The sequence below is a fragment of the Aeromonas finlandensis genome, assembly GCF_000764645.1.
Classification (GTDB): Bacteria; Pseudomonadota; Gammaproteobacteria; order Enterobacterales; family Aeromonadaceae; genus Aeromonas; species Aeromonas finlandensis.
Genome location: NZ_JRGK01000287.1, coordinates 1 through 22,224, shown reverse-complemented (window position 1 = coordinate 22,224; position 22,224 = coordinate 1). Strand labels below are relative to the sequence as shown.

At 59.7% G+C, this 22,224-nt stretch carries 20 protein-coding genes and 1 tRNA gene; 13 read left to right on the top strand and 8 right to left on the bottom strand.

Annotation, left to right across the window (positions count from 1 at the left end):
• From LD28_RS0117955 to LD28_RS0117915, 9 genes are all read left to right on the top strand, one after another.
• A partial coding sequence (locus tag LD28_RS0117955; RefSeq protein WP_033138291.1) for a hypothetical protein occupies window positions 1-578 on the top strand: 578 nt, incomplete at its 5' end.
• 86 nt (window positions 579-664) lie between these two features.
• Complete coding sequence (locus tag LD28_RS0117950; RefSeq protein ID WP_033138290.1) at window positions 665-1,402, top strand: substrate-binding periplasmic protein; 738 nt, start codon at window positions 665-667, stop codon at window positions 1,400-1,402.
• A gap of 245 nt (window positions 1,403-1,647) precedes the next feature.
• Window positions 1,648-2,043 (top strand): nucleoside diphosphate kinase regulator, encoded by a 396-nt coding sequence (gene rnk, locus LD28_RS0117945; RefSeq protein WP_005334070.1) that lies wholly within the window; start codon window positions 1,648-1,650, stop codon window positions 2,041-2,043.
• A 192-nt stretch (window positions 2,044-2,235) separates the two neighbouring features.
• Window positions 2,236-2,826, top strand: a complete 591-nt coding sequence (gene uhpA, locus LD28_RS0117940; protein WP_033138289.1) for a response regulator transcription factor UhpA — start codon at window positions 2,236-2,238, stop codon at window positions 2,824-2,826.
• Entirely contained in the window at window positions 2,823-4,343 is a 1,521-nt protein-coding gene (uhpB, locus tag LD28_RS0117935) for a signal transduction histidine-protein kinase/phosphatase UhpB (protein ID WP_033138288.1), read from the top strand. The genes uhpA and uhpB overlap by 4 nt, the downstream gene beginning before the upstream one ends.
• A gap of 21 nt (window positions 4,344-4,364) precedes the next feature.
• On the top strand, window positions 4,365-5,699 hold the full coding sequence (gene uhpC / locus LD28_RS0117930) for an MFS transporter (protein ID WP_033138287.1): 1,335 nt from the start codon (window positions 4,365-4,367) through the stop codon (window positions 5,697-5,699).
• Window positions 5,700-6,016: 317 nt separating this feature from the next.
• Window positions 6,017-6,817: a transporter substrate-binding domain-containing protein gene (locus tag LD28_RS0117925; RefSeq protein WP_033138286.1), complete on the top strand. Its 801-nt coding sequence runs from the start codon at window positions 6,017-6,019 to the stop codon at window positions 6,815-6,817.
• Window positions 6,818-6,916: 99 nt separating this feature from the next.
• Complete coding sequence (locus LD28_RS0117920) at window positions 6,917-7,876, top strand: amino acid ABC transporter permease (RefSeq protein WP_033138285.1); 960 nt, start codon at window positions 6,917-6,919, stop codon at window positions 7,874-7,876.
• A gap of 89 nt (window positions 7,877-7,965) precedes the next feature.
• Window positions 7,966-8,709, top strand: coding sequence for an amino acid ABC transporter ATP-binding protein (locus LD28_RS0117915; RefSeq protein ID WP_033138284.1), 744 nt, complete (start codon window positions 7,966-7,968; stop codon window positions 8,707-8,709).
• Window positions 8,710-8,817: 108 nt separating this feature from the next.
• On the opposite strand, the gene LD28_RS0117910 is transcribed toward LD28_RS0117915, so the two are convergent.
• Window positions 8,818-9,609 (bottom strand): substrate-binding periplasmic protein, encoded by a 792-nt coding sequence (locus LD28_RS0117910; RefSeq protein WP_033138283.1) that lies wholly within the window; start codon window positions 9,607-9,609, stop codon window positions 8,818-8,820.
• A 186-nt stretch (window positions 9,610-9,795) separates the two neighbouring features.
• On the opposite strand from LD28_RS0117910, the gene LD28_RS0117905 reads away from it, so the two are divergent.
• A complete protein-coding gene (locus LD28_RS0117905; protein WP_033138282.1) occupies window positions 9,796-10,635 on the top strand; it encodes a sterol desaturase family protein in 840 nt (279 codons plus the stop codon).
• 80 nt (window positions 10,636-10,715) lie between these two features.
• On the opposite strand, the gene LD28_RS0117900 is transcribed toward LD28_RS0117905, so the two are convergent.
• The 7 genes from LD28_RS0117900 to tadA form a co-directional block, all read right to left on the bottom strand.
• Window positions 10,716-11,258, bottom strand: a complete 543-nt coding sequence (locus LD28_RS0117900; protein ID WP_033138281.1) for a hypothetical protein — start codon at window positions 11,256-11,258, stop codon at window positions 10,716-10,718.
• A gap of 19 nt (window positions 11,259-11,277) precedes the next feature.
• Window positions 11,278-12,597 (bottom strand): polyamine export protein PaeA, encoded by a 1,320-nt coding sequence (gene paeA, locus LD28_RS0117895; RefSeq protein WP_033138280.1) that lies wholly within the window; start codon window positions 12,595-12,597, stop codon window positions 11,278-11,280.
• Between the two features lie 190 nt (window positions 12,598-12,787).
• Complete coding sequence (phoU, locus tag LD28_RS0117890) at window positions 12,788-13,498, bottom strand: phosphate signaling complex protein PhoU (protein ID WP_033138279.1); 711 nt, start codon at window positions 13,496-13,498, stop codon at window positions 12,788-12,790.
• A gap of 102 nt (window positions 13,499-13,600) precedes the next feature.
• On the bottom strand, window positions 13,601-14,419 hold the full coding sequence (gene pstB / locus LD28_RS0117885; protein WP_033138278.1) for a phosphate ABC transporter ATP-binding protein PstB: 819 nt from the start codon (window positions 14,417-14,419) through the stop codon (window positions 13,601-13,603).
• A 133-nt stretch (window positions 14,420-14,552) separates the two neighbouring features.
• A complete protein-coding gene (gene pstA, locus LD28_RS0117880; protein WP_033138277.1) occupies window positions 14,553-16,202 on the bottom strand; it encodes a phosphate ABC transporter permease PstA in 1,650 nt (549 codons plus the stop codon).
• Between the two features lie 32 nt (window positions 16,203-16,234).
• Window positions 16,235-18,472 carry an ABC transporter permease subunit gene (locus LD28_RS0117875; protein WP_033138276.1) on the bottom strand — a complete coding sequence of 746 codons (2,238 nt, stop codon included), beginning with the start codon at window positions 18,470-18,472 and terminating at the stop codon, window positions 16,235-16,237.
• 204 nt (window positions 18,473-18,676) lie between these two features.
• Window positions 18,677-19,234 carry a tRNA adenosine(34) deaminase TadA gene (gene tadA, locus LD28_RS0117870; protein ID WP_420911719.1) on the bottom strand — a complete coding sequence of 186 codons (558 nt, stop codon included), beginning with the start codon at window positions 19,232-19,234 and terminating at the stop codon, window positions 18,677-18,679.
• A 246-nt stretch (window positions 19,235-19,480) separates the two neighbouring features.
• Between tadA and LD28_RS0117865 the strand changes: the two genes are divergently transcribed.
• From LD28_RS0117865 to aceB, 3 genes are all read left to right on the top strand, one after another.
• A tRNA-Pro gene (locus LD28_RS0117865) sits at window positions 19,481-19,557 on the top strand.
• A gap of 223 nt (window positions 19,558-19,780) precedes the next feature.
• Entirely contained in the window at window positions 19,781-19,921 is a 141-nt protein-coding gene (locus LD28_RS23590; RefSeq protein ID WP_167334791.1) for a hypothetical protein, read from the top strand.
• A gap of 688 nt (window positions 19,922-20,609) precedes the next feature.
• On the top strand, window positions 20,610-22,217 hold the full coding sequence (gene aceB, locus LD28_RS0117860; RefSeq protein WP_033138274.1) for a malate synthase A: 1,608 nt from the start codon (window positions 20,610-20,612) through the stop codon (window positions 22,215-22,217).
• Window positions 22,218-22,224 lie beyond the last annotated feature (7 nt).

Below are 22,224 nucleotides of genomic sequence, written 5' to 3'. Positions count from 1 at the left end.
GGAACACCGGCAGCGATGGCATCGCCAGAGAGAGTGTCTGGCAGGAGAAGTGGCTGCGCGTGGGCAATCAGGTGTGGAGCCAGCGGCTCATTCCCCTCCCCCTTGCCCGTGCCTATCACGCCACTCACGACGCCACCCCCGGCCACAAGCACTTTACCCACCAGATGGCGGCCCGCTGGGTCAGTCGTAGTGATGAGGGTGAACTTCAGCTGCGTTATGCCGACAGCTGGCATAACCAGCTGGTGGAGGTGCCAGAAGAGGAGTACGGTCAGGTGGCTTTCAAGCCCGACTGGCCGCGGATCCGCCATCTCGTCAACCCGGCGCTGATCGAGGGGATGACGCCACTGGATGAAGCGGCGCCCGAACAGGCGCGCTGGTACGAAAAACGCGATGGTAACCAGCGAACCCGCATCCTCTGGTCGAGTCAGTGGCAGATCCCGCTGGTGGTCGAGTCGGCAACTCTTGACGGCTATCGCAGCTACCGGATGGAGGTGACCCTGCGCAAGCTGCCCACTCAGCTCCCCTGGCAGCAACTCGCTGATTACGAAGTGCGCGATCTGCGCGATTTCTTCGACTGAGATCTCAACCCCTCAGCAGGTAGACAGACAACGCAGGCAGGAATGTTACACTCTGCATATTCGACTCTGGCTCACGACCTTTCTGCATGCGCGATCTCTACCTGCCCTTTGTGACTCTGCTGTTGTTGCTGGTGACCACCAGCACGCAAGCGATTGTGCTGGTGGCGGCCGAACTGCCCCCTTACGTTATTCGCACCAATCAGGGCAACCCGAGCGGAATGGCCATCGAGATCATGGAAGAGGCCGCCCGCCGTCTGGGCGAACCACTGACCATCGAGTTGATGCCGCTGGCTCGAGCCCTTACCGAGGTGGCTAACCGCAAGGATGTGATGCTCGTGCCGCCGGTGCGGAGCTCCCAGCGCGAGCGCCTCTTTTACTGGATAGCCCCGATCATGGATGAAGAGTTTGTCATCGTCAGCGATCGCCGCTTTCATCCCACCCCGCTCAAGACCAGCGATCTCCCCTCACTGAAGGTCGGCACCCTGCGCTACTCCTTCGGCCAGCACCTGCTCAAACTGCGGCTCAATCTGGCCAGCCAAACCGTCGCCACCGAAGCACTCAATGCCAGCAAGCTGCAACGAGGGCGCATCGATGCCTGGGTCGGCGCCTGGAATGCCATCCTCTACAACCAGCACATTAGCGGATTTTCTGCAGACAATCTGGTTAAGGGCGAAACCCTGATGCACACCCAGTTGTTTGTCGCCGCCCACCGGGAATTTCCCTTCTTCGAGGGGCGTCGCTGGCAAATCACCCTCAATGAGATGCGCAAGGATGGCTCGCTGGCGCGGATCATCCGTCAGTACAATTATCAGGCTTCTGAGTAGTCACTCAGTCACGGTTGCCAAGGCTTGCCAGAATGGTTATGGTAGCCCCATGAAAATACTCGTTATTTCCTCGATTTTGCTCACACCCTGCTGAGCCCCCGCCTCGCTCCTTCGGCCGCGAGTCGCTTGGGGGCATGGCATTTTCAATCGATTGAACCTGTTGAATCCATTTTTGTAACACCCAGTGTGATGGCCAACCTGCACCCGCCGGTCTGGCCCTGTCCGCTATTGATAAGGAATATCTTATGAAACAACCACATCTCGTTATCTCCAGTCTTGATCTGGACCGTATCGAACAACTGCTCGGCAACCACCCGCAGCATCTGGCTCTGCAAGAGGAGCTGGATCGCGCCGAGATCCGCGAACCGGCCGACATGCCGCCAGACGTGGTCACCATGAACAGCAAGGTGCGCTTCAAGATGCAGAGCAGCGGCAACGAGTTCTGCCTCACCCTGGTCTACCCGCGCGATGCCAAGGGCGACGAGAGCAACATCTCGGTACTGGCCCCGGTGGGCAGTGCCCTGCTCGGTTTGAAAGTGGGCGACAGCATCGCCTGGCCGGGCCCGGCCGGTCGCACCATCGAGGTCGAAATTCTGGAAGTGGTCTATCAGCCGGAACGCGCCGGCGAGCTGCACCGCTGAGTCCCCCGGGCTGGTCATCCCCCTGTTGATCAGCCCGTTTATTCGCCCTTGCCAGCTGATCCCGATCAAGCTTTGCGCACCTTGCCCCCGGTTTTTAGCCCCTTTTCCTGCTGCTGCTTGAGCCTGACTCGGGGGGCAGGTATCTTGTTGGCCGCGTCATGGTCATGACGCACCGAATTTCAGGCTGACATCATGATAAACATTGCCCTCATCGACGATCACCAGATCGTCCGTTCCGGTTTTGCCCAACTGCTCAATCTGGAGCCCGACCTGCAGGTGGTGGCCGAATTCGGCTCTGCCAGCGACGCCCTTGCCGGCCTGCCCGGCAGCGGGGCGCGGGTCTGCGTCTGCGACATCTCGATGCCCGACCAGTCGGGGCTGGAGCTGCTCAAGCAGCTCCCCTCCGGCCTGGCGGTGGTGATGCTCTCGGTTCACGACAGCCCGGCCCTCATCGAGCAGGCGCTGCAAACCGGTGCCAAGGGATTTCTCTCCAAACGTTGCAGCCCGGACGAGCTGATCGCCGCCGTGCGTACCGCCGCCCTAGGGGGGTGTTATCTGACGCCGGACATCGCCCAAAAGCTGGCCAGCAGCAGCCGGGATCCCCTCACCAATCGGGAGCGGGAAATTGCCCAGTTGCTGGCACAGGGGCTGGAGGTGAAGGCCATCGCCGAGCAACTTGGCCTCTCTCCCAAGACGGTCCACGTCCATCGCGCCAACCTGATGGACAAGCTTAAGGTCAGCAATAACGTCGAGCTGGCTCACCGCATGCTGGATAGCTGGTGATCTCCCGTTTTGCCAGCTATGTCGCCATCGCGCTGGCGGCCAGCTTCATCTTTGCCGCCGGTTGGTTTTGCCTCTGGAGCATCAGCCTGCATCTGGCGGGTGGCCCGGCGCTGGCGGTGCTGCTGTTCCCCTTCGGCCTGCGCCTCGGCTTGCTGCTGCAAAGCCCCGGCCACTACTGGCCGCCGCTGTTGCTGTGCGAAGGGCTGCTGCTCTACTGGCTCAATCAGGAGGTGGGGCTGCCCCACTGGCCGTGGCTGGTCGCGGGTAGTCTGCTGACCCTGCTACCCCTGCTCATTGCCCGTCGCCAGCAGGTGCGCAACGACTGGCAGCAACTGTTGCTGCTGCTCGCCACCGTCACAGCGGCGGCGCTGCTGCAAGCCCTGCTCTGGCATCTGGCGGGGGAAGATGGCCTCTCGGCCCTGCTGCTTAGCCTGACCGGCGGCCTCACCCTCACCTCTACCTGCATGCTGATCTGGCACTACCTCACCCGCGCCACCTGGGTGCCGCTCGGCCCTGCGCTGGTGGATCAGCCGGTGGACTGGCGCTTTCGCCATCTGGTCTGGTATCTGCTGCTGTTCGTGCTGAGCCTCTGGCTGCAACTGGGGTTGCCCAACTCGCTGGTGCGCTTCACGCCGTTTTGTCTGGCCATCCCCATCATCGCCATGGCGTGGCGCTATGGCTGGCAGGGGGCGCTGCTTGCCACCCTGATGAACACCATCGCCCTGCTGGCCAGTCAGGCCTGGCACGATCACCCCCTCGACCTGCTGCTCTCATTGCTGGCCCAGAGTCTTACCGGCCTGCTGCTCGGCGCCGGGATCCAGCGCCAGCGCGAGCTCAATCAGGCGTTGACTCGCCAGCTCGCCCACAATCGCCAGCTCACCGAGCGGCTGCTGGAGACCGAAGAGAGCATCCGCAAGGAGGTGGCGCGCGAGCTGCACGACGATATCGGCCAAACCATCACAGCCATTCGAACCCAGGCCGGGATCGTGCGCCGCCTCGCCCCCGACAATGCCGGGGTGGGCCAGAGCAGCGCCCTGATCGACACCCTGTCGCTCGGGATCTACGACGCGGTGCGCGGTCTGCTTGGGCGGTTGCGCCCGCGCCAGCTCGACGACATGACCCTGGAGCAGGCGGTACGGGCTCTGCTGCGAGAGCTTGAGCTGGAGCGCCACGGCATTGTCACCCGGCTGGAGTGGCAGTTGGCGGATGGGGATCTCTCCGATGCCCAGCGGGTCACCCTGTTTCGGGTCTGTCAGGAGGGGCTCAACAACGTGGTCAAACATGCCAATGCCCACTCGGTCACCATTCGCGCCCGGGCCAGCGGCGAGCAGTTGCAACTGGTGCTGGAAGATGATGGCCGCGGCCTGCCGGAGAGTCGCCCGCAGCAGGGCTATGGCCTGCTCGGCATTCGCGAGCGGGTACAGGCCCTCGGGGGCAGTCTGCAACTCTCCTGCATCCACGGCACCCAGCTGACGGTCAACCTGCCCAGTCGCAGACGGGAGGAGAGTCATGGCTAATCACCACCAGAGGGCCAGCCTGTGCTGAGTTTTATGAGAAGCGCGCCGCCCCGGCCCCTTATCCGGGATCAGGGCGAGATCGACGCCACCTATCGCCACTGGCGGCTGCACCTGCTGCTCACCATGTATCTGGGCTATGCGGTCTTCTACTTCACCCGCAAGAGTTTCAACTTCGCCATGCCGGACATGCTGGCGAGCGGCATGCTGGACAAGTCCGACATCGGCATGCTCTGGACCCTGTTCTACATCACCTACGGCTGCTCCAAGTTCTTCTCCGGCATCATCAGTGACCGCGCCAACCCGCGCTACTTCATGGGGGTCGGGTTGATGGCTACCGGCGTCATCAATATCCTGTTCGGCCTCTCATCGGCACTCTGGATGTTTGCCGCCCTCTGGGTCGCCAACGCCTTCTTTCAGGGCTGGGGCTGGCCCCCCTGCTCCAAGCTGCTCACCAGCTGGTATTCGCGCACCGAGCGCGGGGTCTGGTGGTCAGCCTGGAACACCGCCCACAACGTCGGCGGCGCGCTCATCCCCCTTATCGTCAGCACGATTGCCCTGCAACATGGCTGGCGCTACGGCATGATAGTGCCCGGCCTTATCGCCATCCTTGCGGGATTGTTCCTCTGCTGGCGACTGCGGGATACCCCGAGCGCCATGGGGCTGCCCACGGTGGGCGAGTGGCGCAAGGACGCCATGGAGCTGGCCCAGCAGACCCAGGATGCGGGGCTCTCCCACCGCCAGATCCTGCGCAAATATGTGCTGGGCAACCCCTATATCTGGCTGCTGGCCTGCTGTTACGTGCTGGTCTATGTGGTCCGCACCGCCATCAATGACTGGGGCAACCTCTATATGACCGAGCAGCGCGGCTTCAATCTGATGAGCGCCAACTCGGCCATCTCCATGTTCGAGGTGGGGGGCTTTATCGGCGCCCTGGTGGCGGGCTGGGGATCGGACAAGCTGTTCAACGGCAACCGCGGCCCGATGAACCTTATCTTTGCGGTGGGGATCCTGCTGGCGGTGGGGTCGCTCTGGCTGATGCCCTTCTTCAGCTATGTGATGCAGGCGGCCTGCTTCTTTACCATCGGCTTCTTCGTGTTCGGCCCCCAGATGCTGATCGGCATGGCGGCGGCGGAGTGCTCCCACAAGAATTCAGCAGGAGCGGCCACCGGCTTTGTCGGCCTGTTTGCCTACATGGGGGCGGCGCTGTCGGGCTATCCGCTGGCCAAGGTGATGGAGATCTGGCACTGGAACGGCTTCTTCGTGGTGATCTCGGTGGCGGCGGGCGTCTCGGCCCTGCTGCTGCTCCCCTTCCTCAAGGCGCAGGCTCCCAGAGGACAACCGACCGAGCAGATGTAACCCCGACTCCTCAAGGTGGCGCAGTAAACACATTTTGGGCTTGAACCTGCATCATTAGCTAGATATGTTGTTTTCGTGTGATTTTATGAGTGAAGCCATGAGTAAAAAGTGCCCCTAACCTATTGAGTCTTCTGACACAATCTGTTTTTGGTACATTTTTCACTCAACCACTATTCATAGCATCTCATATGGGGCTTTTGTCCCGCTCAAGACATTAATCCTGTCTTGCCTGTTGCCGGATGCAGCAGTCTCTTGTGCCACGGAGTCGCACGGGATCAGGTTCAAGGCCGAACACACCACCGACAGAGACGTCACTTATGATCAAAAAACTGATTCTTTCTACCCTGCTGTTTTGCGGGATCGCCACGGCGGCCCCGACCCCAGCCCCTACGTCTACCCTGGATGCCGTGCTCGAACGCGGCGTGCTGCGGGTCGGCTTTGATGCGGGCTATCAACCCTTCGAGATGACCAACAAGCAGGGCCAATACATCGGCTTTGACGTGGATCTCGCCAAGATGGTCGCCAAAGAGATGGGGGTAAAGGTCGAGTTCGTCAACACCGCCTGGGACGGCATCATCCCGGCGCTCTTGACCAACAAGTTCGACGTCATCATGGGCGGCATGACCGTCACCCCGCAGCGCAACTTGCGGGTCAACTTTGCCGACCCCTACATCGTGGTCGGCCAGACCATAGTTGTGCGCAAGGACAAGGCAGCCGAGATCAAATCCTTCACCGACCTCAACGACCCGAAATACAAGATTGCGGTCAAGCTCGGCACCACCGGCGAGCAGGCGGTCAAGCGCCTCATCCCGAAAGCCACCCTGCTGCAGTTTGAAACCCAGGATGACGCCAAGCTGGAAGTGATCAACGGCAAGGTCGATGCCTTCGTCTATGACCTGCCCTACAACGCTATCTTCGCCTCCCAGAATCAGGGCGCCGTGGTGCACCTCGACAAGCCGTTCACCTTCGAGCCGCTGGCCTGGGCCATTCGCAAAGGCGATCAGGACACCCTCAACTGGTTCAACAACTACCTGCGCCAGATCAAGGGCGATGGCAGCTACGACCGCCTCTACAAGAAGTGGTTCGAATCCAATACCTGGCTGAACCAGCTCAAATAACCTCCGGGGGGCGGCATGTGCCGCCCCTGCACCATGCAGCTCCCCACACAATAACGAGAAGAGGTTGTGACTGTGCACACACCCAAACTGACAAGACAGATGGAAAAACAGCCCAATCAGCTACTCTGGCATGGCGTCTTCCTGCTGATGCTGCTGGCCGCCGTGTTCGGCATCTATAAAGCAGTGCAATCCGTGGATTACACCTGGCGCTGGGAACGCATTCCCCAATACATCGCCTATCAGGCGGAGCAGAATAACCAGGCCGAATTTGACGGCACCGTGATTGCTGGCACCAGCGAGGCCGAGAAGGGCAAGCTGTTCCTGCAAAACGATCTCGACCCCAATCAACGTCAAGCCATCGCCAGCACCGGGGTGAAAGTCGCGGAAGGGGATACCATTTTCCGCGGCGATACGCTGGATACAACGCTCACCTGGACCGCTGGCCCCATCGCTTGGGGCGTCTGGGTCACCGTCAAGCTCTCGCTGGTGGCGGGCATCTTCGCCATCCTGCTCGGCACCCTGGCCGGGCTGGCGCGTCTCTCCCCCAACCCTGCTCTGCGCAATCTGGCGGTCACCTACGTGGAGCTGATCCGCGGCACGCCGCTACTGGTGCAGATCTTCATCGTCTACTTCTTTATCGGCACCGTGCTGAACCTCGATCGCTTCACCGCCGGGGTCGCCGCGCTGGCAGTCTTTACCGGCGCCTATGTGGCGGAGATCGTCCGCGCCGGTATCAGCTCCATCCACAAGGGGCAGATGGAGGCGGGCCGCAGCCTGGGCATGACCTCGGCCCAGACCATGCGCTATGTCATCCTGCCGCAGGCGTTCAAGCGGGTGCTGCCGCCGCTGGCGGGCCAGTTCATCAACCTGATCAAGGACTCCTCGCTGGTCTCGGTCATCTCTATCACCGATCTGACCAAGGCGGGGCGCGAGGTGGTCAGCTCCACCTTCAGCCCGTTCGAGGTGTGGTTTACCGTCGCCCTGCTCTATCTGGTGCTCACTGGCACCCTCTCTTTCCTGGTACGCCGTCTCGAGGTGAAATATGCGCGCAGCAACTGATCCCATTATCAAGATGCAACGGGATTCGAATAGCCCTGAAATCACCGGCACCCCCAGCGCCTTCCCGGTTCCTCTTCTGGAGGCAAAATATGCGTACAGCAACTGATCCCATCATCAAGGCGACCGGGGTAGAGAAGTTCTACGGCACCGAGGTGCATGCCCTGAAAAACGTCAGCACCGAGGTGGCCGAAGGGGAAGTGGTGGTGATCGTCGGCCCCAGCGGCTCGGGCAAATCGACCTTCCTGCGCACCCTCAACCAGCTGGAGACCATCAACGACGGCAATATCGTGGTCGACGGTATCTGCCTGACCGAGCCGGGCGATGTCAACAAGCTGCGGGAAGAGGTGGGCATGGTGTTCCAGTCCTTCAACCTCTTCCCCCACCTGACGGTGCTGGAGAACATCTGCCTCGCTCCGCAAAAGGTGCGCGGCCTGTCACGCCGTGATGCCGAAGACAGGGCCAAGGCGCTGCTGCTGAAGGTGGGGCTGTCGGTCAAGGCGGCCAGCTACCCGTCACAACTCTCCGGCGGTCAGCAACAGCGGGTGGCCATCGCCCGGGCGCTCGCCATGCAACCGCGCATCATGCTGTTTGACGAGCCCACCAGTGCGCTCGACCCCGAAATGGTGGGGGAAGTGCTGGATGTGATGAAAGGGCTGGCCCGCGAGGGGATGACCATGGTGGTGGTGACCCACGAGATGGGCTTTGCCCGCGAGGTGGCGGATCGGGTGCTCTTTATGGAGAGTGGCGAGCTGCTGGTGGATGAAAAGCCCGCCGACTTCTTCGACAATCCCCCCTCCCCGCGTCTGCGCCAGTTCCTGAGCCAGGTGCTGTAGCAAACAGGCTCTGCTGGATAAACGAAGAGGGACCGCATGGTCCCTCTTCTTGTTCTTCACGCTGGAGCAGACTCAATCCAGCTGAACCCGAGTCCCCTTCTCATCGGCTCAGCGCGGGGACTTTCCCAGATAGCGCTCCACGATGCTCTTTATGCCGTCACGCTTTTTGAGCTGATAAAGCTCCTTGTCAAACTGCTCGATAAAGGCCTGCTTGTAGGGAAACTCCCCTTTGCGGCTATAACCGAGAAACCCCTGCTCCTTGCTGAGCACCGGCCCCTGTTTGAGCAGGGACATATCGGCCACCGCCAGCTGATCGGCCTTGATCATGTTGAGCAGTTCATAGAGCAGTGAGAGGCGGTCATTGATCGTGCAATCAACCCGGCCACGCACGATTTTGAGCAGATTTTCCCGATTGCTTTTGACCTCTTCCAGGTCGATTTTCTTCTCCTTTACCGCCTGCCAGAAGGCATCGCCACCAATGGCAAAGCCGGCATTCATGCCAAAGCGCAAGCCGTGATAATCGGCCGGAAAGCTGGCCTGCGGGGTATTGGCCGCCACACTAGCGCCGCACATCACCACCAGCTCTTCATCGAGCATCGGCTGCGAGTAGGGCCAGATATAGGGGCGGGCATCGGGCAGGTAGTAGGGTGGAAAAATGGCGAAGGCAGACCCCTGCTCCACCATGCTCAGACCCCGCCGCCAGGGCATGGGTTTGAGCACCACGTCATAATCACTCATGGAGGCAGTCACCTCGCGGATGATGTCGGCATAGATGCCCCTGACCTCCTCCCCCTCCTGCCACGAGTAGGGGGGATAGGCCGCATCCGCCAGGATCTCGACCCGGGTCTTGGCGTGCGCCATCACACACAGCCCCAACAACAAGCAGCACCAGATGCGCATAAGCCAGATCCTCCGGAAAAAAAGCCTGCATCAAGCATAGCCACCGCCCGCAGCATCCAGCCCACCTTTAAATATGCTCTACACCGAGCCCATCACTCTGGCACGTCACTGGCACAAAAAATGTTAATGAAATATTAACTCCATCCTTTATGCTGGAGAGCAATTGCTCTGAATGGATACCGGATCATGGATGTGCAACTGCTCCTGCTCTACCTCTCCCCGATTTTTCTGGCCTTTATCGGCTGGGAGATGCTCTACCTGCGCAAACATGGCGCCGCCTTTCCCACTGCCACCTACCAGTGGCGAGATCTGTTTGCCAACGCCGCACTGGCCCTGATGCATCAGGGGGGCGATGCGCTGGCGGCCATCGCCATCGCTTATCTGTACGACACCCTCTGGGGCTGGCGGCTGTTCGATATCGAGCTCACCTTCTGGAGCGTACTGCTGCTCTTCCTGTTGCAGGATCTCTGCTACTGGCTGTTCCACTTCACCAGCCACCATGTGCGCTGGCTGTGGGCCTCCCATGTGGTGCATCACAGCTCGGAGCGGCTCAACCTCTCCACAGCCTTTCGCCAGAGCCTGATGTATCCCATCTCCGGCATGTGGCTGTTCTGGATCCCGATGATTGTCATCGGCTTCCCGCCCGAAGCGGTCGTCGCCACCGTACTGCTCAGCCTGGGCTTTCAGTTCTTCGTCCACACTCAGGTGGTCGGCAAGCTCGGCAAACTGGAGTGGATCTTCAACACCCCCTCCCACCACAGGGTGCACCACGCTAGCAATGCCAAGTACATAGACCGCAACTTCGCCGGGGTGCTGATCATCTGGGATCGGCTGTTTGGCACCTTTGTCGAGGAGGACCCGGCCGAGCCGTGCCGCTTTGGCATCACCAAACCGATCCACAGCTTCAACCCCCTCACCCTCACCTTCCACGAGTGGCGGGACATGCTGCGCGATGCCCGTGGCCTGCCGTGGCCCGCCAAGCTCAAGGTGCTGTTTGGCAAGCCTGCCGGGCCATCTGCCTCCTGACGAATAGCGAATAAAAAATGAGTGAGGCCACCCAAGGGTGGCCTCACTGCTATTGCACAAGATGTTCGCTCGCTGGCAGCTTAACGTCCGGCCAGTACTCGCTTGATCTGTTTGACCCAGTCGGAAACCCGCCCCTGCTGGGGCAAGCCGCGCCAGATCTGCTCCCACTGGGCAGGGCTGAGCGGACGCCCAAGGCGACGCTGCACCCCCGCATAGAGGTAGTCATGGGCCGTGGTGGCCGCATGGCTGGAGGTGAGAAATTTGGAGACCGGATCGGTCAACCGCACATCCCGCATGCCGAGCAGCGGATAGTCGTTGTGCACCGCCGCCAGCATGGTCTCGCGCATGGCAGACTCGATGTAGCCACGGGCAAACAGGGCGGTCACCGACTCCAGCGACCCCTGATCCGGGCCGTGGTACTGTTCGTCAAAGACCGGGCTCGGCTCTGCCATGCCGCTTTGTACCACCGCATCGGGATCCGGCTGCGGCACGACCACGGCAGGCTTGGGGGCTACCGGCTTGGCAGCCACTGTGGCTTTGCGCGGCGCACTCTGACTACAGGCACCCAGTGCCAGGGCGAGCGCGACACAGGCCAGCGCACGGGAATGAGACTGCATCTTCATGACTCTTATGTCGCTCCTTTTACGATTCCTGAGCTGGCTTCTCGGCCAAAGCCGGTTCGACCCGGGTAACCAGCAGCTGATCAATCTTGTAACTGTCGATATCCACGACTTCGAACTTGTAACCGGCGTATTTGACCGAGTCGGTGCGCTTGGGGATCTTGCGCAGCATATACATGATGAAGCCGGCGATGGTCTCGTAGTTCTGGTTCTCGGGGAACTCTTCGATATCGAAGGCGCGCATCACGTCGGAGATGGGGGTCACCCCGTCCACCAGCCAGGAGTTCTCGTCGCGCTGGACGATCTGCTCTTCCACCACGTGGGTCGCCCATTCGCCCATGACGGTACTCATCAGGTCGTTCATGGTGACAATCCCCACCACCAGCGCGTACTCGTTCATCACCACGGCAAAGTCGCCACGATGATTTTTGAAGTACTCCATCGCCTCGTAGAGGTTCAGGGTATCGGGGATGATGATGACGTTCTGCACCAGGTTGCCACCGATGAGATCGATGCTCTGCCCGCTGATAACGCGGATCAACAACTCTTTGGCATCGACAAAGCCCTTGATGCTGTCGAGGTTGTGGTCACAGACCAGAAACTTGTTGTGGGGGTGCTCGGCGATCTTCGCCTTGATGCTCTCTTCACTCTCTTGCAGGGTGAAGTAGATGAGGCTCTCGCGGGCCGTCATGGCGGAGGTGACGCCAAGGGATTGCAACTCGAACACGTTCTCGATGAGCTGATGCTCCTCCCGCTGGATAACCCCCGCCTCGGCACCGGCATCCATCACTGCATAGATATCGTCGGAGGTGATCTCGTCGTTGCGCACCGTGGAGACGCGCATCAGGCGGAACAGGGAGTTGGCCAACCCGTTGAAGACCCACACCAGCGGCATCAGCACGGTGACGAAGAAGAGCATGGGGCGCACCACCACCACGGCAATCTGCTCGGGCATGGTCATGGCCAGACGCTTGGGCATCAGATCGGCGATCAGGATAAACATCCCGGTGACAAACACGAAGGAGGCACCGGAGCTGATCTCGCCAAGCCAGGGGCCCTGGTAGAACTGGGAGACAATCCCCTTGATGGCGGGGTTGAGGGCAGACTCACCCAGGATACCGCCCAGAATGGCGACGGTATTGAGGCCAATCTGCACCACGGTGAAGAAGTTGCCCGGCTGGGCCTGCAGGGCCAGCACCTTTTCGGCCTGGCGATTACCTTCATCCGCCATCACCTGCAATTTGATTTTGCGAGATGCGGCGAGAGAGATCTCGGAGAGGGAGAAAAACACACTGCCGCCAACCAGCAGCATTAAAAAGAACAAACTATCGGCAAAACTCATGATTAACCTATTGCTACACCCGCCTTAGCACAAGACGGCAAACTGGGCCCGGGAGACCGGACCGTGAGCCCATCCGGGACTCACACAGGGGGAGTATTCTATCAGAAAACAGCCAGTTGGGGGCTTTATCTTACTCCGACCAGTTATGCAACAAAAAAGGCGCTTCACGCGCCTTTTTATTCACTTCCGGTTAGCCCTTGCCCAGCAAGGTGCCCAGATCGTCCGCCTTGGTGTGGCGCACATCCTTGCCCTTGACGTAGTAGACGATGTACTCGCAGATGTGCTGGCAGCGATCGCCGACCCGCTCGATGGCCCGCGCCGCCCACAGCACGTTGAGCACCTGGGGGATGGTGCGGGGATCTTCCATCATATAGGTCATCAGCTCGCGAATGATGGACTCGTACTCGCGGTCTACCTTGTCATCTTCCTTGTAGACCGCCAGCGCCGCATCCAGATCCATCCGGGCGAAGGCGTCGAGCACATCGTGCAGCATCTTGATGGTACGACGGCCCATGTTTTCCAGCGACACCAGCGGCGGCTGTGGCTTGTTGGCGTTGTCGGTCAGCATGCGGGCGATCTTGTCCGCCACGTCACCAATGCGCTCCAGATCGGTGATGGTCTTGATGATGGCCATCACCAGTCGCAGGTCGGAGGCGGTCGGCTGACGCTTGGCGATGATGCGGGTGCACTCCTCGTCGATCGCCACTTCCATGGCGTTGACCTTATGGTCGTTGGCGACAATGATGCGCGCCGCATCGAGATCCTGATCGTGAATCGCCGCGATGGCATCGGTGAGCTGCTGCTCCACCAGACCGCCCATCACCAACACCTGATTGCGCACGCTCTCTAGCTCGGCATTGAACTGACCGGAGATGTGTTTATTGAGGTTCATATTGTCCATACAAATAATCCTTGATGCTCCGATTATGCCTTAGCCGTTGATCTGACCGGTAATCTGTTTCTTGCTGTTCATATCTATCAGCCCTGCTCTGCCACTCACCGCTTAGCCGTAACGACCGGTGATGTAATCTTCGGTCTTCTTCTTGGCCGGGGTGGTGAAGATGGTGTTGGTATCCGAGTACTCGATAAGCTCGCCCATATACATGAAGGCGGTCTGATCAGAGACCCGCGCCGCCTGTTGCATGTTGTGGGTGACGATCACCACGGTGAACTGGCTCTTGAGCTCGTTGATCAGCTCCTCGATGGTGAGGGTGGAGATGGGGTCGAGCGCCGAGGTCGGTTCATCAAGCAGCAACACTTCCGGCTCGATGGCGATGGCGCGGGCAATCACCAGACGCTGCTGCTGACCACCTGAAAGGCCGAAGGCGTTGTCGTGCAGACGATCCTTCACCTCGTCCCACAGGGCCGCACCGCGCAGGGAGCGCTCGGCCGCTTCATCCAGGGTACGGCGATCGTTGATCCCCTGCAGGCGCAGGCCATAGACCACGTTCTCATAGATGGACTTGGGGAAGGGGTTCGGACGCTGGAACACCATGCCCACCTGACGGCGCAGGGCGGAGACATCCACGCTCTTGTCATAGATGTTGTGGCCGTGCAGCTGGATCTCCCCCTCGATGCGGCAGATCTCCACCAGATCGTTCATCCGGTTGATGCAGCGCAGCAGGGTCGATTTGCCACAGCCGGACGGACCGATAAAGGCGGTCACCTGCCCTTTGGGGATCTTCATGTTGACGTTGAACAGCGCCTGCTTGCTGCCGTAGTACAGGTTGAGATCCTTCACCTCCAGCGCGGTCTGCTCCGGGCTCAGGTTGAGCAGGTCCAGCGCGGTGTGCTGGGTGGACGTGGTCGTTACGTTGATCATCTGTTACCTCAAAATCAATCTGGAGTGGCCGGACTGCTGCCGGCGCCCCTCACGTATTGGTGCAGAGAGATGGCGGCTCGCGCTCGGCCGCCCCTCTGTTATCTCACTCTTGTATCACTCAAGCGGCGCCGGATTAATGCTCCAGCGACCGGAATTTCTCGCGCAAGTGGTTACGAATACCGATAGCGGTCAGGTTCAGACCCACGATCACCGTCACCAGCAGGAAGGAGGTGGCGTAGACCAGCGGGCGGGCCGCCTCGACGTTGGGGCTCTGGAAGCCGACGTCATAGATGTGGAAGCCCAGGTGCATGAACTTGCGCTCCACATGCAGATACGGGAAGTTGCCATCCATCGGCAGGGTCGGTGCCAGTTTCACCACCCCCACCAGCATCAGCGGCGCCACTTCACCGGCCGCACGGGCAATCGCCAGAATAAGGCCGGTCATGATGGCCGGGCTCGCCATCGGCAGCACGATACGCCACAGAGTCTCGGCCTGGGTCGCCCCCAGTGCCAGCGAGCCCTGACGGATGGTGCTCGGGATCCGCGCCAGCCCCTCTTCGGTGGAGACGATCACCACCGGCAGGGTCAGGATGGCCAGGGTCAGCGCCGACCAGATCACGCCGGGGGAGCCAAAGGTCGGGCTCGGCAGCGCTTCCGGGTAGAACAGCTGATCCAGCGAACCGCCCAGGGTGTAGACGAAGAAGCCCAGACCAAACACGCCGTAAACGATGGAGGGCACGCCCGCCAGGTTGATCACCGCGATGCGGATGATCTTGGTCAGGCTGTTCTTGCCCGCATACTCGTGCAGGTAAACCGCCGCCACCACCCCCAGCGGGGTCACGATGATCGCCATCAGGAACACCATGAAGACGGTACCGAAGATGGCCGGGAACACCCCGCCCTCGGTGTTGGCTTCACGGGGATCGTCAGAGACGAACTTGCCGATCTGGTGGAACCAGTGGCCCACCTTGGCCAGCAGGCTCATGTCGTTGGGCCATACCACATCCAGTACCTTGGACATGGGCATGGTCACCAGCTCGCCACGCATATCCTTGACGGTGATGGCATCGCGATCGGCCTGGGCACGCAGGGAGAAGAGCTCTTTTTCCAGCACCTGATAGCGATCGTTGAGGGCTTGACGCTCACTGGCCAGCTCGGCTTTGAGCTGATCGGTCAGCTTGTCATCCAGCTCGGCCTTGCGCTCTTTGAGGCGCAGCCGCTCCAGCTGATAGTTGATACTGCCGATATCCCCTTTTTGCAGATCGTTGGCCTGTTCGGAGAGGGCATTAGCGCGCGCCAGCACCCGCTGCAGGGCAGGATGCAGATCCGTGGTGACCTCGCGGCCATCCTCTTTCACCGAGGCGATGTAGCCGTAGAAGTTGCCGTTGGTGGCACGCTCCACCATCGCCAGCTCGGCCGGCTGGCTCTGGGACTTGATATCGGTCTCCAGCACCCAGCGAAAATCGAGGTCGACGAACTCGCGGTTACCGGTCTTGACCAGATAGCGGGTCAGCAGCTCGCGCTCCTCTCCTTCCAGCGGCAGACCTGCGGCGCGCAGTCGCTCCACCGGCACCAGCTCGCGATCGTTGATCTCGCCGATCAGCACGCTCTTGTTGCCGCTTGCGTCTTCCAGTTGCCACTCATAGATGGGGTGCGGCCAGAAGTAGACCAGACCACGCCAGCCAATCAGCAGCAGCAGACCCAGTACCGCCACCAGACTCAGGCTGACGGCGCCGCCGGTCATCCAGATCCAGGGTGCCCCTGATTTAAACCACTTACCCATTGTCGATTCCTTGTCCATTACAGAGTCGCCCCTTACATCGAGCTGTATTTTTCACGCAACCGCTGACGGACAAACTCGGCCAGGGTGTTGAACAAAAAGGTGAACACAAACAGGACGAAGGCCGCGAGGAACAACACCCGATAGTGGGAGCTGCCCACTTCCGACTCCGGCATCTCCACCGCAATGTTGGCGGCGAGGGTGCGCAGCCCCTGGAACATGGAGAAGTCCATGATGGGGGTGTTGCCGGTTGCCATCAGCACGATCATGGTCTCGCCCACGGCGCGGCCAAGGCCCATCATCACCGCCGAGAAAATACCGGGGCTCGCGGTGAGGATCACCACCCGGCTCAGGGTCTGCCACGGGGTGGCCCCCAGTGCCAGCGAACCCTGGGTGAGGTGCTTGGGCACCGAGAAGACCGCATCTTCGGCGATGGAGAAGATGGTGGGGATGACCGCAAAGCCCATGGCGATACCGACCACCAGCGAGTTGCGCTGGTCAAACTTGATGCCCATTTCGTGGGTCAGCCAGATGCGCGAATCACCGTGCATAAAGGCGTTCTCGATGAGCGGGCTCAGGGCGAAGGCGCCCCAGCCAATCAGCAGCAGCACCGGAATCAGCAGGATGGCGTGCCACCCCTCCGGCAACCAGGCACGGCTGCGCTCCGGCAGATAGTTCCAGATCAGTGCAGTCAGCAGCATCCCCATCGGCAGCAGCACCAGCAGCAACACCACCCCGGGCAGAGCTCCCTCAATGATCGGCGCCAGCCACAGACCCGCCAGGAAACCGAGGATAACGGTCGGCAGCGCCGCCATGATCTCGACGGTCGGCTTGACGTATTTGCGCAGCCCCGCCGACATGAAGTAGGCGGTATAGATGGCACCGGCAACACCGAGCGGCACTGCAAACATCATGGCGTAGAAGGAGGCCTTGAGGGTACCGAATACCAGCGGCACCAGACTCAGCTTGGCTTCAAAGTCATTGCTGGCAGAGGTGGATTGCCACACATACTGGGGCTCCGGATACCCTTCATACCACACCTGTTGCCAGAGGGCGGACCAGGTCACTTCGGGGTGTTCGTTCTCTACCGCAAACAGCTTGAACGCCTGCCCTTGCTGCAACAACAGCAGATTGTGACGCGGCGAAATGGCCAGCGCCGACAGCTCACCGCCCTCGACCTGCTCGCTCAGCAGCTTGGTCTCGCCGGTGGCGTGGAAGAAGCTGACCGTACCGTGCTTGTCGGCACTGATAAAGCCCTTGCGAAAGTGCTCGGGGGTCAGCAGATCCACCGCGCCGTCACCCTTGAAGTCACGGATTTGGGTGAACTGACGCTTGCCCTCTTTGGCCACTTCAAACCACTGGGAGATGACGCCATTGTCATTGCCCACCAACAGGGAGGAGGCGCCCGAGAGCAGCTCGACCCGGGTCACATTGGCGTTGGGAGCATTGATCTCCAGCACGTTGCGCAGGGAGATCTCGCTCAGGTTGTGAATGTCATAGACCGAGAGGCGATTGCCCTCGCGCACAAAGAGGATCCGCAGATTGGGGGTCAACAGCATCTGATCCACGTGACGCGGCAGGGAGGGGATGCTGTAGTTCTGGGCACTCCACTCGATCTCGCCGGAGAGGAAGTTCTCCTCACCGCTCATCACCGTCATCACGCCACGACCATCTTCGGTCACGGCGGCAGTCGCCATCTTCTCCTTGGTCGCCTCAAACACCATGGTCTTGAGTGCCTTGCCCTCTGGGTCGATCACCACCGGCTCTTCGCCGAAGGGATATTGCAGGCTGGGTTCAATCACCCGCACATCGTTGGGATAGGAGACCTTGAAGGAGGGTTGTACCACCTGCGCCTTGCCATCGGCAAAGCCGTAGGCGATCAGCCGCTGACCCGGCGCGGGTGCCGCCACCGTGGTGATATCACCAGCGACCTGGGCCTGGCCCAGTGACTGGCCGACCTTGATCTTGTCATCTCCCTGCAGCGCGAAGAAGTTGACCAGCCCTTTATCGCTGAAGCGATAGCCAATCTCGTTCTGCTCTTCCACGCCGAGCCAGGCGGTCTTCCCTGCGGCAGGCAGGGTAAACGAGGCGGTCGGCTCCATGGAGGCGCCATTGAAGATGGGTTTCACCACATAGAGCAGATAAAAGAAGATAAGCAGCAGCGCCACCAGTACCAGGGCTCCGCCTGTGGTGACGCCATATTTGGCCAATTTATCCTTGATCCGGCGTTTTCTACTGCCCGCCATGACCAGGTTTAACGATTCCGATGACATGCAAGACCTCAATGTAAGCTAGGCTTCGCGGCATTATATGGCGGTTGCATGACAGTTTTGTTACATCGAGAGCGCTTTAACAGAGGTTGTGAGCGGAAAAGTGGACGGGGGTTATTTTGAGGAAGGACAATTACAACGCATTGTTTATAAAGAGATATTTATGAAGATAATCAGCGAGGGCCGCCTGCGCTGCCCCCGAATGATTCAGGAAAGGGTATCGTTTGATTGTTGCAGTGCCAGTTTGGCCGCCTTTTTCTCGGCGCGGCGGCGCTTGAAGAAAGCAGATAACTGGGCCGAGCAGGCATCGGCCAGCACGCCGCCGGTTAGCTCGACCCTGTGGTTGTGGCGCGGGTCCTGCAAAATCTCGAACACCGACCCCGCGGCACCGGTCTTGAGATCTTGGGCCCCATAGACCACCCGCTTGACCCGGCTATGAATAAGCGCACCGGCACACATACAGCAGGGCTCCAGCGTCACATAAAGAGTGGTGTCGAGCAGGCGGTAGTTCGCCAGCTGCTTGCCCGCCGCCCGGATCGCCATCACCTCGGCATGAGCACAGGCATCGTGCTCGCTGATGGAGCGGTTCCACCCCTCACCCACCACCTCGCCATCCAGCACCAGCACGGCGCCGACCGGGATCTCGCCGATCCCTTCGGCACGGGCGGCCAATGCCATGGCATGGCGCATCCACTGTTCATCCTGCGAAGTCTGACTCTGGGCCTGACTCGGCGTCTCTGGGACCTCTGATGGTTTCACGCCCATCCCCTCTGTTTGTTCACGTGTGCTGTTTGCATTCCCTTTATCCAAACCTTTTAGATAATTCCATAGATAGCTGGCATGATACCTCGCGATGACAGGGCGGCGATTATGCCAAATCTGCGCTTCAGACCCAAGCTGCATCCAGACTGAGCAATAAAGAAGCAATCGGCATCTCTATGATAAAAAAGGAGTTGCGCCCGTTTGGCCATGCTATTAGACTTCCTCCCCGTCAGCCGAGTCTGACTCCGTCGGTGTGTAGCGCAGCCAGGTAGCGCATCTGCATGGGGTGTAGAGGGTCGGAGGTTCGAATCCTCTCACACCGACCATTTTCCCCGAGAATAGCCCAGTCAAACGACTGGGCTATTTTTTTGCCTCCGGTTTATCCTCCTGACGATACCTGCCCATCAAGCACAAAAAACACTCAGAACCACTTGAATCTTTTTTCCGTACTCATTAAGATGCGCACCTTTCCGCCGGTAGACAAAACAGGGAGGTGGAAACACCAGTGAAGGGATCACTGTCCGGCTTGCGTTCAACACAGGACCAGCCATGAACCAGACCACCGATTTCACACCCGCCATTGCGCTTTATTCCGTTCCTCACGACACCCCTTGCCATACCGAAAGCGAAGATGAACAGGTCATCCAGCTGGATGTGATCGATCTTGCCGAACCGGATGATGACTATTGAGCCCGGCCAGATGGCCGCTCAATCCCCTGCTCGTCACCTGTTCATCGCCCTCTGTTTCCCGCCCTTGGCGAGAAATCAGCAAAAAACGACAAGCTGCTAATTCTATCAAGAATGGCAGTATTATTGACTGATGTTTCTCCCCCTTGCCTCCCCGGCATTCCCCCCGACAACTGATACAAACCTACGTTATTGCGCTTCACTTTCCATCGCTGCAACCGCTGGTGCCAACAGAGCCCGCACCACCACATCAAGTTTAAAACGCACGTTCACCAACCAGACCTAGCAATAGCAAAACCTTCATTGCCACATTCAAACGCACTTTATACGACCGTTTTGGCAAAGCCTGGAGTTAGGTCGGGATTTGTTTTTGCATTTGTAATTTTATTACGTAATAAGTTACGAAATGAGGGGCTGGGTAATGGCCCAAATTAGCCGTTGTCCTATGTGAAAAAGCAGGAGCATAACCATCTGCGTAGAGCTTTTATACCAATCCAATAAAACAATAAAAAACATCAACTTAACTATAGCGAGAAAACAGGCGTTTAAAAAAAACTGTTGACGTAATCGACAATATTTCGCACCTTATCAATCGTGTTATCCCGTTGTTGCGGGAACGTTTCAGAAACAGGGATTCGACTTTAGTCGTAGTTAGTAAGTTCAAAATGTAATTCTCAAAGGAGTGAACCTTATGTCGGCACCGGCTCAGACCCACTGCAGCGCCCGCCTTCGCATCCAGGGCGAGATACTGCCCGAATACGCGCAAATTCTGACGCCGGACGCGGTGGCTCTGGTCTCCGAACTGGTGGAACGTTTTGCTCCCCAAAGAGGGGAATTGCTGAAACAACGTGTGGCACGCCAGGCCCGTATCGATGGCGGCGAGCTGCCGGACTTCCTGCCGGAAACCGCCCACATCCGTGAAGGCAACTGGACCATTCGCGGCATTCCCGCCGACCTGCAAGACCGCCGTGTGGAGATCACCGGCCCGGTCGAGCGCAAGATGGTGATCAACGCCCTCAACGCCAACGTCAAAGTGTTCATGGCGGACTTCGAGGACTCACTGGCCCCCGCATGGAATAAAGTGATCGAGGGTCAAATCAACCTGCGCGATGCGGTCAACGGCACCGTCTCCTATACCAGTCCGGAAGGAAAGGCTTATACCCTCAACCCCGATCCGGCCGTCCTCATCTGCCGGGTCCGTGGTCTGCACCTGCCGGAAAAACATGTCACCTTCGATGGCGAGCCCATCCCCGGCGGCCTGTTCGATTTTGCCCTCTATTTTCTGCACAACTATCAGGCACTGCTGGCCAAAGGCTCGGGCCCCTACTTCTACGTGCCCAAGTTGCAGAGCAATCTGGAAGGGCGCTGGTGGAGTGAAGTGTTCGCCTGGACTGAGGACAAGTTCGGTCTGCCCCGTGGCACTATCAAGGCCACCGTGCTGATTGAAACCCTGCCCGCAGTGTTCGAGATGGATGAGCTGCTCTATCAGATGAAGGATCACATCGTCGCCCTCAACTGCGGCCGCTGGGACTACATCTTCAGCTACATCAAGACCTTGAAAAACCATCCGGATCGGGTACTGCCTGATCGCCAGGTGGTGACCATGGACAAACCGTTCCTCTCCGCCTACTCGCGGCTGCTGATCAAGACCTGTCACAAGCGCGGTGCGCTGGCGATGGGGGGCATGGCCGCCTTTATTCCGGCCAAGGATGCCGCCGTCAACGAGCAGGTGTTTGCCAAGGTCAAAGCCGACAAGGAGCGCGAAGCCAACAACGGCCATGATGGCACCTGGGTCGCCCACCCCGGCCTCGCCGATACTGCCATGGCGGTGTTCAACGCCACCATTGCGGCTGGCGCCAAGAACCAGATTGGCGTGCTGCGCGAGCAGGATTCCCCCATCACTGCCGCCGACCTGCTGGCCCCCTGTGAGGGCGAGCGCACCGAGGCAGGCATGCGCACCAATATCCGCGTTGCCTTGCAATATCTGGAGGCCTGGATCAACGGCAACGGCTGCGTGCCCATCTACGGTCTGATGGAAGATGCCGCCACCGCCGAGATCTCCCGCACCTCCATCTGGCAATGGATCCGCCACGGCAAGAGCCTGTCAAATGGCAAGGTGGTGACCAAGGCGCTGTTCCGCCAGATGCTGGCCGAGGAGCTGGAGGTGGTCAAAGCCGAGGTAGGCACCGCGCGCTGGCAGGCAGGACGCTTTGCCGAGGCAAGTGACCTGATGGAAGAGATCACCTGCGCCGACACCCTGATCGATTTTCTGACGCTGCCCGGTTACGAGCGGCTCTGAATCACGG